General features: G+C 58.3%; 11 protein-coding genes and 2 tRNA genes. 4 read left to right on the top strand and 9 right to left on the bottom strand.

The window, feature by feature from the left end:
• The first annotated feature begins 211 nt into the window (after positions 1-211).
• Positions 212-1,210: a phosphate acetyltransferase gene (gene pta, locus Q0G85_RS03790; RefSeq protein ID WP_297154877.1), complete on the top strand. Its 999-nt coding sequence runs from the start codon at positions 212-214 to the stop codon at positions 1,208-1,210.
• A 106-nt stretch (positions 1,211-1,316) separates the two neighbouring features.
• Here the strand turns inward: pta and Q0G85_RS03795 are convergent, their stop codons facing one another.
• The 6 genes from Q0G85_RS03795 to rnd form a co-directional block, all read right to left on the bottom strand.
• A complete protein-coding gene (locus Q0G85_RS03795) occupies positions 1,317-2,393 on the bottom strand; it encodes an S-layer homology domain-containing protein (RefSeq protein ID WP_297154879.1) in 1,077 nt (358 codons plus the stop codon).
• Positions 2,394-2,485: 92 nt separating this feature from the next.
• A complete protein-coding gene (locus Q0G85_RS03800; protein ID WP_297154881.1) occupies positions 2,486-3,700 on the bottom strand; it encodes an acetate/propionate family kinase in 1,215 nt (404 codons plus the stop codon).
• 224 nt (positions 3,701-3,924) lie between these two features.
• Positions 3,925-4,173 carry an exodeoxyribonuclease VII small subunit gene (gene xseB, locus Q0G85_RS03805; protein WP_276995852.1) on the bottom strand — a complete coding sequence of 83 codons (249 nt, stop codon included), beginning with the start codon at positions 4,171-4,173 and terminating at the stop codon, positions 3,925-3,927.
• Between the two features lie 33 nt (positions 4,174-4,206).
• On the bottom strand, positions 4,207-5,766 hold the full coding sequence (gene xseA, locus Q0G85_RS03810; RefSeq protein ID WP_297154884.1) for an exodeoxyribonuclease VII large subunit: 1,560 nt from the start codon (positions 5,764-5,766) through the stop codon (positions 4,207-4,209).
• A gap of 5 nt (positions 5,767-5,771) precedes the next feature.
• Positions 5,772-6,440, bottom strand: a complete 669-nt coding sequence (locus Q0G85_RS03815) for a zinc metallopeptidase (RefSeq protein ID WP_297154886.1) — start codon at positions 6,438-6,440, stop codon at positions 5,772-5,774.
• A 216-nt stretch (positions 6,441-6,656) separates the two neighbouring features.
• On the bottom strand, positions 6,657-7,802 hold the full coding sequence (gene rnd, locus Q0G85_RS03820) for a ribonuclease D (protein WP_297154887.1): 1,146 nt from the start codon (positions 7,800-7,802) through the stop codon (positions 6,657-6,659).
• Between the two features lie 79 nt (positions 7,803-7,881).
• Here rnd and Q0G85_RS03825 point away from each other — a divergent pair, with 79 nt between their 5' ends.
• Positions 7,882-8,847 carry a diacylglycerol kinase family protein gene (locus Q0G85_RS03825; RefSeq protein WP_297154890.1) on the top strand — a complete coding sequence of 322 codons (966 nt, stop codon included), beginning with the start codon at positions 7,882-7,884 and terminating at the stop codon, positions 8,845-8,847.
• Between the two features lie 87 nt (positions 8,848-8,934).
• Here the strand turns inward: Q0G85_RS03825 and Q0G85_RS03830 are convergent.
• Both Q0G85_RS03830 and Q0G85_RS03835 read right to left on the bottom strand, forming a co-directional pair.
• A tRNA-Leu gene (locus tag Q0G85_RS03830) sits at positions 8,935-9,023 on the bottom strand.
• A gap of 131 nt (positions 9,024-9,154) precedes the next feature.
• On the bottom strand, positions 9,155-10,057 hold the full coding sequence (locus tag Q0G85_RS03835) for a TerC family protein (RefSeq protein ID WP_297154892.1): 903 nt from the start codon (positions 10,055-10,057) through the stop codon (positions 9,155-9,157).
• Between the two features lie 267 nt (positions 10,058-10,324).
• Between Q0G85_RS03835 and Q0G85_RS03840 the strand changes: the two genes are divergently transcribed.
• Positions 10,325-11,125, top strand: coding sequence for a teichoic acid transporter (locus tag Q0G85_RS03840; protein WP_297154894.1), 801 nt, complete (start codon positions 10,325-10,327; stop codon positions 11,123-11,125).
• A gap of 197 nt (positions 11,126-11,322) precedes the next feature.
• Positions 11,323-11,397: transfer RNA gene (locus tag Q0G85_RS03845), tRNA-Val, on the top strand.
• 372 nt (positions 11,398-11,769) lie between these two features.
• Here Q0G85_RS03845 and dcm read toward each other — a convergent pair.
• Positions 11,770-13,029 (bottom strand): DNA (cytosine-5-)-methyltransferase, encoded by a 1,260-nt coding sequence (gene dcm, locus Q0G85_RS03850; protein ID WP_297154896.1) that lies wholly within the window; start codon positions 13,027-13,029, stop codon positions 11,770-11,772.
• Positions 13,030-13,100 lie beyond the last annotated feature (71 nt).

The following is a 13,100-nucleotide window of genomic DNA, read 5'->3' on the forward strand; positions in this document are numbered from 1 at the left end:
TTGCCTTTCGTTCGCATGTAATGGTGTAGGGAAACCGCCGTGAGCGGACCCGCGTCGGTCGGCGCGCTTGCAATGCGCAAAGGCACGCTGCCGAATCTTGATTATTCTACCGATAACATCCTACCCTATACGCCATCACATACAAATGGAACAAAAAATGCTGTCTCACAAGGGTAAAATTCGCAGCGTACACCTGGAGAAAGGATTGCGCATGTCGTTTTTGGAAACCATGCTCGCGCGAGCGAAGGCCGACAAGCAGACGATCGTACTGCCCGAGGGCGACGACCCGCGCACGCTCGAAGCCGCCGAGAAGCTTATCGCGCACGACGCCTGCAATGTGATCGTCCTTGGTAACGAAGAGGAACTGAAAGCGGGCGGGCGGGAGCTTCGCGGAGTCCGCATCGTCGACCCCAAGACCTCCGATCTGCGCGAGAAGTTCGCAACTCGCCTCTATGAGCTGCGCAAACACAAGGGAATGACCCCCGAAGATGCGCTCGAGAAGATTTCTGATGTGCTGTACTTCGGCGTGATGATGGTGAAGTGCGGTGAGGCGGACGGCATGGTGTCGGGCGCTTGCCACTCGACCGGCGACGTGCTGCGTCCCTGCCTGCAAATCCTGAAGACCGCCCCCGGTGTGAAGCTTGCAAGCTCGTTTTTCGTGATGGTGGTCCCGAATTGCGAATACGGTCAGGATGGCACGTTCATCTTCAGCGACTGCGGCCTTGAAGTGCAGCCCGACGACGAGGCGCTTGCGCATATCGCCGTGAACTCCGCACGCTCGTGGAAGTCGCTTATGGGAACCGAGCCCGCTGTTGCGATGCTTTCGCATTCGTCGAAGGGCTCGGCGCGAAACGACGATGCGAACAAGGTCGTGCGCGCGGTGGAGATCGCCCACGAGCTCGACCCAAGCCTCGAGCTCGACGGTGAGCTGCAGCTCGACGCCGCCATCGTGCCCTCCGTAGGCGAATCGAAGGCGCCCGGCTCGCGCGTCGCGGGGCACGCGAACGTGCTCATCTTCCCCGACCTCGATGCAGGCAACATCGGCTACAAGCTGGTGCAGCGATTGGCGAAGGCGGAGGCATACGGCCCCATCACCCAAGGACTCGCCGCGCCCGTGAACGACCTGTCGCGCGGATGTACCGCCGACGACATCGTGGGCGTCGCCGCAATCACCTGCGTGCAGGCGCAAACGCCCAAAGACGAAAGGTAGCGACGCGCTCTGTAGCGCTTACAAAGCGAGAGACGAAAAGGTTGCTCGCCTCATGGCGAGCAACCCGAATTTCAAGCAACGGATAAACCGTTAGATTCTAGAAACCTCAGCGTTTCCCCAAGACATCACGCGCTAAGACGGTGAAGACTTGCGAGGCCTCGCCGAAGGAAACGGCGAGATGTGGATTGACGGCGCCTTCCTGCGTTCTGAGCACACCGCGATCGACGCACCATGCCAGAGCTTCGCGCGCGTCTTCGGAGACGGCATCCGCATCGGAGACGCCAGCGAGGACTTCGCCGAACTGCACCGTCATGTCGGCACCCGCGAATTCAGCATACCGTGCGATGAGCACAGCCACCTCCTCGCGCGTCGCGATATCTTCCGCGCGGAAGGTATTGTCGGATTCCGCGCGGGCAATGCCCTCTTCGGCCGCCCAGGCGAGCTTCGCAGCACTCTTGGCGCTAAGCGGCATGTCGCAAAACGGCGTGGAACCCTCGTCGTAAATGAGAGTCGTCACATCCCCATCGAACTCGATGTTGTACAACGCATCGACGGCGTCTGATCGGGTCATGACGTTGGAAGGGCCGAAGCAAACATTAGTTAGGGTCCTGAGAATCCCGTGATCGACCGCGAAGTCAAGATATCCCTCGGTGGAATACCACGCATCGGCGGGAACGTCAGCGAAACGCTGCGCCAAAAACCGAACGCCGGCGTTTTGCCCTCCCGAAAGGCTGACGGTGTACGACCCTTTGCCCAAGGTGCCGCAGGAAACGCTTTGCGTCCCCGATTCCCGCGCGGCATCGGGGACGATGAAGATGTCGACGGGATGGCCGTCAGCGCCCACTACCGTGTTCCCTTCTTCGTCGGAAAGGACAGCGTGCGTTTCCCCGTCGAAGGCGATTTGGAGAACGAGAGAGGTTTCAGCTGCGACGGCAAGCCGATAGGAATGCACGCCCTCTCCGGAAACGGGAAGACTGGACAGCTCAAAGAACGGCGATGTTTCCACGACGGTCGAAGAGCCGCCTTCCGACAGATTCGACTCGGACGTCGGCGCCGATGACGCACATCCGAAGAGCGCAGACGCGACCACGCAGACGGCCGCAAAGGCGAATACCATGAAGCCGCGATTTGTAGGCCGCTTGTCACCGCGAAAATAAACAGGGAAGTCGTTTGGAACACGCATGATCGCACCTCCGCAACCAACGAAAGCTGTAATTTCGCACGTGCATGATGGTTACAGTATACGGAGGCCGCGAAAAGGAATTGCCTGACAAGCTAGATATCTCGGTCGATTTCACTTTCTTCCACGATGCGGAAGGTGTCGAGCGCGATCATGTACTCCTCGTTGGTGGGGATGATGATGATTTTCACGGCCGAGTTGTCGGCGGAAATCTCGCGTTCGAAGCCGCGCTGGCGGTTCTTTTCCTCGTCGAGGATGATGCCGAGCGGCTGCAGGCCGGCAAAGATCATGCGGCGCATCTTCTCGCAGTTCTCACCGACTCCCGCGGTGAGCACGATGGCGTCGACGCCGCCCATGACGGCAATATAGGCACCGATGTATTTCTTCACCGAGTTCGAGTACATGTCGTAGGCGAGCTGGGCGCGCTCGTTGCCGCCCTCGGAGGCGTCGCGCACGCTGCGCAGGTCGTTGCTCACGCCCGAGATGCCGAGCAGACCCGACTTCTTGTTCATGAGATCGTTGACTTCGGAAGTCGTGAGATTCTCGTGCTCCATGAGGAATGGAACGATTGCAGGGTCGATGGCGCCACAACGAGTGCCCATCATAAGGCCGTCGAGCGGCGTTAAGCCCATCGAGGTATCAACCGCGACACCATGGTCGATAGCGCTCATGGAACAGCCATTGCCCAGATGGCACGTGATGAGCTTCAGATCCTCGAGCGGCTCGTCGAGCACGACGGCTGCGCGCTCGGAGATGTAGCGATGCGACGTGCCGTGGGCGCCGTACTTGCGGATGGCGTACTTCTCGTAGTACTCGTACGGAAGCGGGTACATGTAAGCCTTCGGCGGCAGCGTCTGGAAAAACGACGTGTCGAACACGGCGACCATGGGAACGTTCGGCATGTGCTTTTGACACGCACGGATGCCCATGAGCGCCGCCTTGTTGTGAAGCGGGGCGAGCTCGGCGAGCTCATCGATCTTCTCGATGACGTCATCGGTGATGAGGACAGACTTATCGAAATACTTGCCACCTTGAACGATGCGATGACCGATAGCGTCGATCTCGTCGAGTGATTTGATAGGCGCATCATCGCCCTCGATAAGCGATTCGAGCACGAGCGCCATGGCTGCATCGTGGTCGGCCATCTGCGCGTCGATGACCACTTCGTTCTCGTCGATGCCGTGCTTGTGGAAGGCGTTTGCCGAACCCACGCGCTCGCAAATGCCCTTGGCAATAACGGCATGATTCTCGACGTGGACAAGTTGATACTTCAGAGAGGACGAGCCTGCATTGATGACCAGAACGTTCAACAGCCAACCTCCTACAACGTTACGTTTTGGTAAATTGTAGGCATGCGCCAAGGGGAGCGCACGTGCGAGCCATTCGAATTCGGCAAGCGGTTCCGCTGTTCATTCGAGACGAAAAGCGGGCATGCAGACTTCCTTTCACGTAAAAAAGAAGCCTGCATGCCCCCAAAGCTGCAGATAGATGAATTGCGGTCGCAAAATACAGGCGATGGCCCTGCCGCGGGTATCTAAGACAGCGTCGTGTCGCGGACCTCGTCGTCCGCCGGCTTCTCCAACTCGCCCATAAGAACGTCAATGCGCTGCTGAGCCCCATCGATGCGCTTCTTGAGCGAAGCGATCAACTTCACGCCACGCTCGTAAGAAGTGACGCTCTGCTCAAGCTCGAGCGAATTGCTCTCGAGCACACCCACGATTCGGTCAAGCTCCGCCATCGCCTCGCGGAAGGTGAGCTCCTCGATTGGCTTCTCTTCTACCATAGGGTTTCTCCTTTATCGATCGCTGTCGTTAGTCTACTTGGATGCGACATCTGTCGCGGGCGCCGCCGCGTCAACTGTACACGAAAGCACGCCGTCGGACACCTGCACAGCGACTTTCGAGCCCGCGGAAACCTGGTCGACGCTCTTCACCACCGCACCGTCCTCCGTGCGGGTTATCGCATAGCCACGAGCGATGACGGCGAGCGGGGAGAGGTCGTTCAAACGCGAGGCAGCCAGGCCGAGTTCGTGCGCATAGGGTGCGACCAGGTTCTTTCCCCGTGAGGCAAGACGCCCCGACAAAGCATCGAGGTGCACGGCGTCGCGCTGGCCGATGCGGGCACCCGCCGTTCGCATGCGCACGGTAAGCGAGGTGAGCTCCGCACGATTGCGCTCGGTGTTCGCCGGCAGCGCACGGGCAAGACGGGCAGCAAGCGCGTCGACAGATTCTCGCTCACGCGCCACGCGGGCGGGCTCGGTGCGAACGAGCCGCTCGGAGAGGAAGTCGATCGTTTGCATGTCGGTGCCGAGCAAATAAGTAGAGTCCTTGAAAACCGGACGCGTCGCAACGCGATCGACAGCCACACGCGAGCGCTCGAGCCTTCGAGCGAGGCCATCGTGAATCGCCTGCGCGCGAGCGACAAGATTCCCCGACAGCTCGCCCGAGGAGGGCGATACCGCCTCGGCAGCGCCCGTCGGGGTCGATGCGCGCACATCGGCCACAAGGTCGGCGATGGTCGTGTCGGGCTCATGCCCGATGCCCGTCACCACGGGAACGGGACACGAGGCGATGGCGCGAGCCAGCCCCTCATCGTTGAAGGGCATGAGGTCCTCATATGAGCCGCCGCCGCGCACAAGCAGAACCGCTTCCGCCCCCGCACGCGACACACATTCGATGCCGCGAACGAGCTCCTGCGGCGCACGCACACCCTCGACCGGAACGCCCGCAACGAGCACCTTAGCGAGCGGCCAACGACGACGCAAGGTACGCAAAACATCGTGCACCGCGTCTCCGCGAGGCGAGGTGACAAGCCCTACGACCTGGATATTTGCGGGAACGGGACGCTTTCGTGCCTCGTCGGTGAGACCTTCGGCGGAAAGCTTGCGAGCGAGGTTGGCAACCTGCAGACGCAAATTGCCCTCGCCCGCCAGGTTGACCGAGAACACGTCAAAGTTCATGCGGCCCTTCGGCGCATAAAGGGTGAAGCGCCCCGTCAGTTCGACGAGAGCGCCGATATCGAGTTCAACCCCGCAGGCGCGGTAGCGATTGAGCCACATCATGCAGGGAAGCGATGCCTTCTGGTCTTTCACCGTGAAGTAAACGGCCTTGTAGCCCGCCTTGTTCGACACCTCGGAAACCTCGCCGACAAGCTTCACGGTAACGCCTTCGAGAGCACCCTTCGCAAGCGCCATAGCCCCTGAAACGGTAAGGGGTTCAGGCTTGGGATCGGCTTGCCCACCTGCGGACTCGACCGCATATGATGACCCGTATTTTGCCTGGTCTGGCGCGTAATCACGAGAAGCTGCGCGCGTTTGCTCCCCCGCAGTCCGCGAGGCGCTCCGAGCGCGCTTCAAGCTTTCCTCCCAGCGTTCCATGGCGGCTACTCTTCGCGCTGGCCTAAAAGCCACAGAAGCTGCAGCACGGAAATGAGCGCCGCGGCAACGTAGGTCAGAGCACAGGCGCGCAGCACGTTGAAGGCACCCTTGCGCTCTGCGGAGACGACGCCAACGCCCGACAGATAATCCATCGCGCGGTGCGATGCGTTGAACTCGACGGGGAGCGTGACCAGCTGGAACACCAAAACAACTGCGTACATGGCAATCGCGAGGGCCTGAAGTCCCTCAAGCTGCAGAACAATGCCGATCACAAGCAGGAACACCCAAGCATTCGACGCGAGGTTCACCGCGGGGACAAGCGCGCCGCGCACCGTCATGGGCGTATAGCCCTGCGCAAACTGGCACGCGTGGCCCGCCTCATGACATGCCGTGGCAATTGCCGTGATGCTCGTACCATTGTAGGCTTCGGGATCAAGCGTGATGGAGTTGTTGCGCGGGTCGAAGTGGTCCTGACCTGCACCGCCCTGTCTGATCGCGACGTTGGTGATGCCATGGTCGGCGAGCATGCGCTGCGCCATCTGAGCGCCGGTTAAGCCAAAAGACGACCTCACACGCGAGAACTTGGAGATTTGCCTGTTCACGTACCACTGGGCGCCCAAACCGATCACCATAGTGAGAACAATAAAGGCAAGGTAGCTTCCACTCATAAACATAAGTACCACTCACTCCTTCATAAAGGGGAGACGCTGCTTCTCGTTATTACGAACAATTGTACACTTTAACGCATGCTCCCTACGCTCAATCGCACGCCAGCGCTTTACGCGAAACGTCCGCAATCGGTGCTCACAAGCGACATCGATTGCAAGGATGTCCCCTACGGCGATCCTCGGGGCACCACAGGCGAGGCTCTCAAAAAGGTAGGGCCCTGCTTACCCCAGACGCTCGACGACAAGTTCGCCCTTGTCCAGGCTGAGCGCGATACGGCCCTCGAGAAGATTGACCAGTTCCTCCCCCACGAGCGCCCAGCGCCATCCGCGCATGAGGTCGCAATCCTCGGAGTGACCACGCGCAAGCGCTGCCAAATCGCTGTGGCTTGCAAGCGTTTGCATGGCGACCCCGTTCTCCTTCGCGCGCAAGCGGACAAGCGCAGCCATAAGATCAATCGAGGCATCGACATTGCGCTCGTTGCGCGATGGTTTTCCCAGGTCAGGCCATTCGCTTTTCGGAAGCGTACGAGCCTTGTTCATGCGCTCGATCACCACGCGGGCGTCGCGCACGGGAAGCTTCTCGCGCACACCGCGAACCATGTAGAGATCGTCTATCGTACGAGCGTCGCGGCGGCACACTTCCACAATCTGCTCGTCGGAAACAAGCCATTTGCGGGGCATATCGCGCTTGCGCGCCTCTTCCTCGCGCCACGCCGCGAACTCGCGCGCCGCGCACAGCTGCCTCCCGTCGAGCTGCGTCACGCGCTTCAACCTCCGGTAGCGCATCTGCGGATCGCCCTGGTATTTCGCAGGGTTCATCATCTCTTCGAAGTCGGGTTCAAGCCAGCCCAGGCGCCCCTTCGACTCGAGCTCGCTTTTCATCTTGCGATACACGCGCGGAAGGTAAATCACGTCGTCGGCCGCATAGTCGATCTGGGAATCGGACAGCGGGCGCTGCGACCAATCGGTGAACGAGTCGGTCTTCTTGAGCGTAACACCGCATGCGGCATGCACGAGCGCACCGTAGCCGATTTGCTGCGTATGCCCGAGAAGCGCCGCGGCAATCTGCGTGTCGAAGAGGGGCCGCGGCATAACGCCCACCTCGCGCAGAAGGATCTCGATATCCTGCCCACCCGCATGGAAGAGCTTCATCGTGCGCTCGTCTTCCAAAAGCGGAGCAACAACGGAAAGGTCGTCAATCGACAACGGGTCGATGATCGCAACTTCATCGTCGGTTGCCATCTGCAGCAGGCACAGCTTCGGGTAGTAGGTTGTCTCGCGGAGGAACTCGGTATCAATGGCGAGCACTTTAGCGCCCGTAACACGTTCGACGAACGCCTCGAGGCTCGCTTGGTCGGCTAGGTACAAAATGGTTTCCTTACTTATCTAGCACGCCTGAATCGCGTGTTGCTTTACAATCCTCATAATAGCAATCGAAAGGGAATCTGTGAAACTACTCGTGCTGAACAACCTGGCGTCTGGTTATGGAGAAGGCGCGATTTACGATTTCGTAAGATCATTTGCCGCCGACGGCGACGAGGTTTGCCTGCGCTCGACCGACGGGACGACGAAGCTCGAGAGCTTGCTTGCCGAAGCGCGCAACTTCGACGCTGTCATCGCGAGCGGCGGAGACGGAACGGTCACGGCAACCGCGTACTTCCTCGCGAACTCGGGGATTCCCGTCATGCTCTTCCCCGCCGGCACGGCGAACCTTCTCGCGCTGAACCTTGCATCCCCCAACGAGCCGCATGCGCTCGCGAAGATGCTGCGCGCGGGGATCACGCTCGATTTCGACTTGGCCGAAATCGAATTTCACGACGAAGCCGGCGCGCTCGAGAAGAAAGGCTTCGGCATCATGGCGGGCGCAGGCTACGATGCGGCGATCATGAAGGGCGCGCAGCCCTCGAAGCGCCTGCTCGGACCCATGGCATACTTTTCCGCGGCGCTTGCGAATCCCCTGCCGCCCACCTCGAAGATTACCCTGACACTCGACGGCAAGACAGTTGAGGAAGAGGGGCTCGGGGTCCTTATCGTGAATTTCTCGAAGATCCAGTTCGACATCTCCGTCACGAACAAGAACAGCCCGCGCGACGGCCTGCTCGACATCGTGGTGTTGAAAGCGGAGAACGCATTCGGCCTTCTGCCCGCACTCTTCGCGCGCGCGATCGACCACGAGGGCAATTTCAAGGACAGCCCCGAAACCATCGAGACATTCCAGGCGAAAGAGGTCGTCGTCGAGGCCGATCCGCCCATGCAAATCCAATACGACGGCGAGGTCGCAACGGGCTCAACGCCCTTCACGGCACGCATCCTCCCCGGCGCTGCGCGATTCATCGTGTCCGAAGAATGCCTCGAGCTGTTCGGTGCTGAGGGCGAAGAGAAGGTTGCCACCTGGGCAGGCGACGAAGCCTAAGGAGCGCGCCTACGCTGCTGACGAGGCGCCCAGTACATAAGTTAAGCATATGAAAAAGCCCCTCCGAAGAGGGGCTTTCATTTTTCATGGTGTCGGAGGCGGGATTTGAACCCGCACACCCGTTAAGTGGGCACTAGCACCTCAAGCTAGCGTGTCTGCCGTTCCACCACTCCGACGTTTTGCTTGGCTGCGTCAAACGCAACGTTGCATATATTACCAGAACGAGGCGAGCGCGCAAGAGGTAATTTCAACTTTTTTGAAATCCCTTCGATTTGGCTCATCGATCGCTCGCGACCACACAAGGGCGCTACTTGCCTTCCCCCTCGGAAGCGCCAGCCAAATCTTCAGCTTCCACCTGGTCGATGACCTCGGCACTCGTCACCTTCTCCACTGCCTTGCCGCCCTCAACGGTCGTTCCAGCCGCAAGCTCCTGCTTCCACTTCGCATAATTCGACGCCCAACGCATCTGGATAAGCTCGAGCACGAAGGCGAACACCATGGCGAAGTACACCATGAGCTTCTCCATGTGCATGTCGAGCACCTCGATGCCCGAGTTGATGCCAAGAGAATCAAGCACAAGCAGAATACCGATGACCGAGATGAAGCACAGGGCGAGAATCTTCATCTCGGTGTGCTTGTTGATGAAGTCGGAAATCGGATCGATGAACACCATCATCACAACAATAGCGATGACCACCGCCAGAATCATGATGATGAGGTAGTTCGCCAGACCCACCGCCGTGATGACCGAGTCGATCGAGAAGACGACATCCATCACCATGATGGTGCCAATGGCCTGCGCAAGGCCGATCTGATGCTTGGCTTTGTGCTCTTCGGAGTGAGACGCCTTCTCCTCGGTAAGCGCAAGCACGTCGCGCATCTCGTCGATGCCCTTGTAGATGAGGTACGCGCCGCCGAGCAGCAACACGATGTCGCGCACCGAGAAACCGTGAGAGAAGAACCCGAGGTCAATCGTGAAGAGCGGGGCAACCATGTGCACGAGATAGCTCGCGAAGCAAAGGAAGATGCAGCGGGAGATCATCGCGCCAGCAAGGCCGAGCTTGCGCCCGATATGCTGCTTCTCCTTTGGCAGGCGATTCGAGGTGATCGAGATGAACACGATGTTGTCCACACCGAGCACGATCTCAAGAAAGATGAGCGTCACGAGGCTGATCCACGCCTCAGGGCTTGCAAAGATGGAAAGGTCCACTGTCGTCGTCTCCTTTTCAGTCCTGGCCTTCTCGTCAAAATGCTCGGGGGTATAAAAAAAGACTCATGGCGCACCGACGGAATCGATGCGCCATGAGTCTCGCTATTTCAGACACGCCAGATCCGCCTTATGGCGAACCACGATGTTGAACGTGCCGCGCGTATGTCGCGCCAGCTACTCCCCCACGGGCAGTGGGTATCCTACCATGGAGCCTTGAACGGGCAATGCTATAATCGGCGAAATGCACAAACCGTACAGGAGTGAAGCATGACAACCGATTCATTCGAAGATACGCCTTACCATAAGCACGCGCCCGAATTCACTGACGTCGAGGGCTCCGTGAAGTACATGGACGGCTCGAGCCTTGCAAGGCCGTTCGACCTCCCCCGCAAATCATACGCCCTGGTCGGGATCTTCATTATTGTTGCTGCCCTTATCGGCGCCTTCATGTTCATGAAGTACTACGATGGCGTATACGGTGCACCCGCACGCGCGCAGCAGACGGTCGCCAGCAATCTCGCGCGCGAAGTGAACTACGATATCCCCAACCTCACGACGTATATGGAAAGCACCGATGACGCGATCAAGCAGGCGCTCGTCGATGCGGGATACACCACCTACGAGACGACCAAGGAAGGCGAGTACCCCGACGGCGGCTTCGACATCGTGAAGCTTCCGAGTGACGTGACCCTCGCCGAGGCTGGCGTGATGTACGCAAGCGGCATCTCGAGCCTCTCAGCGACGGACGCCTCGCGTCTTTTGAAGGGCTCGTGGACGCTGTCAGTCAACCGTTCGGGCACGACCGACATGAAACTGAAGTTCGCCGACTTCTCATCGGGCGGCGTTGACGCGGCCATTCAGAACGCGATCAATGTTTCGGGGCTCGCCGAGGCTCCCGTTGTCGACTCGGGAACCGACAACGCGGGGAACACGTATCGCTCCGGCACGGTTGAAGCGAACGGCACAACGTACAACTGGCGCGTTTCCGCCATTCCGCTGTCGAGCGTCTATAAAATCAAGGGGCTTCCCGATACCGCGATCTATGTCGGCATACGCATGACGAAGTAAGAGGCGAACGACGGCTCCGAGCGCCACTTGCGGCAAGACCCTTCAAGGCGAGGATGCAGGTTGCAACCAGAACGGATTTCCTATCCAACCAAACTTTTTCAAAAAAGTTGAAATTGGGGGTTGGCAAAGTATCTCGTTCTGGTAAACTATCGTCTTGTTGACGCGCCAAACAGAAACGCGGAGCGGAAACAAATCATGGGCGGTTAGCTCAGGGGGAGAGCACTACCTTGACACGGTAGGGGTCACAAGTTCAAATCTTGTATCGCCCACCATGAATCCAAGAGCCAGGCAAAGCGCTTGGCTCTTTTGTTTTTCAGAAAGCGACTTCGCAGGCTCGAGCATCCAGGCCTTCCTGTGCATCCTGCGTATCCTAGACAACCCGAGCAGCCTGGGCACTGTGCTGCCAGCCACTCTTCCAACGACGTTTAACGTCTTCAACGTGATCTCCATCCAGACGCCGAAGAGGTCAACGATCTACGGCAAACCGCCAAACTGAGGCAGTTCTAATGGGATACCTCGGTTTTCGTGCCAGAATTTCCCCTTTTCACTGCACTTTTTAATGCGAGAGGAATACAAGGCCCCTCAACGCATCGCAACGGAAGGGCTTCGTCGCCTAACCGAAAAGTTAAAGTAGTTATGTCACGTTAACGCAGTTGTGCTGCAATCTGTTTGCCGATGAGATGTGGGATTCCCACGACGAGCGCATTGCCCATGCAGAACGCACGATGGCCGTCAGTCATTCCATCATTTGTCCAGCCCCTTGGGAAGCCCTGCAGCTGGTCGAGCTCGTCAGGAACGAGACGACGATAGCGACCGTCGATTTCCACAATATGCTTGAAACGGGACGCCCCTGAGCCGCCCTCACCAGTCAGAATCGTACGAGACGGGTTGGTAAGCAAATCGGGAAACGCCATCGAACCTTCCGAGTAGTGATACTTGAAACCCGTCTGCTTATTGACGCGCTCCTCGCTTTTAGAACCTTTGAGGTAGCGCCACTTCTCAAGCTTTTCCTCAGGGATATAAAACGCCTCTGGAACCTCTTCCGATGGGATAATCACATCACCAAGCGTTCGGCGCTCGCCGTCGAAATCCTCGACAACATTGCACGTGACAACTTGGAAATCCCTCATCGCACCCGCAGTGCCGAACGGAGATTTTCCCTTTCCGCCAACGTTGAAGGACTGCGTAGCCTCATATGGGTCCTTCGGCACAGAAAACTCTGCGAAGGACTCTGGCTCAACAATCGGCAATGCAGACGACAACACACCAGCCTTGATGCGCTCTTCGAGATTCCAGTTCTCAGAAGTGAGCTCAGCATAAATGTAAACCCGTTTACGACGCTGAGGAAAACCATATTCGGCGCTGTTAACCACTCGCCATTCAACGGAATAACCGAGGTCAGAAAGACATGACAGCATGATAGCGAAATCGCGCCCGCGCTGCGAAGCCGGACTCTTCAAAAGACGGTCGACATTTTCAAGCAGAACATATCGAGGCTCCTTCAAATGGAGGAACCTATAGATATCCCACCACAGAACGCCCTTCTTGCCCTCAATGCCACCAGCCTTTGCGAGCGGCTTTGCCACCGAGTAATCTTGGCAAGGAAAGCCACCGACAACCATATCGACATCGGGAATGTCTATCTCACCATTCTCGTACGCATCAAGTACCTTATTGATGTCCTCATTTACGCAGCTATCTTCCCCAAAACGCTCTTCATAACAGCGCCAGGCGAATTGTTTGCTGTCATTTCCGGGCGGCTCCCATTGGTTTGCCCAAATCGTTTCAAAAGGACCCGCCGACGGCATATCGAATTCCGGATGTTCCGGGTTGCAGTACCCCTCCAAACCAAGGCGAAAGCCTCCTACGCCGGCGAAAAGCTCGGCCACTTTAATGGTATTCATGGCACGTTTCTCCTTAGCTGCTGTGCCCATAATATGAATTGCGCCTGCAATCTGTGCAGTGCGGACGTTAT

It is taken from the genome of uncultured Ellagibacter sp., assembly GCF_934617235.1.
In the GTDB taxonomy this organism is placed as follows: Bacteria; Actinomycetota; Coriobacteriia; order Coriobacteriales; family Eggerthellaceae; genus Ellagibacter.

Excerpts from the sequence above, each read along its gene's own strand:
- pta (WP_297154877.1), top strand. The coding sequence starts at position 212 with ATGTCGTTTTTGGAAACCATGCTCGCGCGAGCGAAGGCCGACAAGCAG.
- Q0G85_RS03795 (WP_297154879.1), bottom strand. The coding sequence starts at position 2,393 with ATGCGTGTTCCAAACGACTTCCCTGTTTATTTTCGCGGTGACAAGCGG.
- xseB (WP_276995852.1), bottom strand. The coding sequence starts at position 4,173 with ATGGTAGAAGAGAAGCCAATCGAGGAGCTCACCTTCCGCGAGGCGATG.
- xseA (WP_297154884.1), bottom strand. The coding sequence starts at position 5,766 with ATGGAACGCTGGGAGGAAAGCTTGAAGCGCGCTCGGAGCGCCTCGCGG.
- Q0G85_RS03815 (WP_297154886.1), bottom strand. The coding sequence starts at position 6,440 with ATGTTTATGAGTGGAAGCTACCTTGCCTTTATTGTTCTCACTATGGTG.
- Q0G85_RS03840 (WP_297154894.1), top strand. The coding sequence starts at position 10,325 with ATGACAACCGATTCATTCGAAGATACGCCTTACCATAAGCACGCGCCC.
- dcm (WP_297154896.1), bottom strand. The coding sequence starts at position 13,029 with ATGAATACCATTAAAGTGGCCGAGCTTTTCGCCGGCGTAGGAGGCTTT.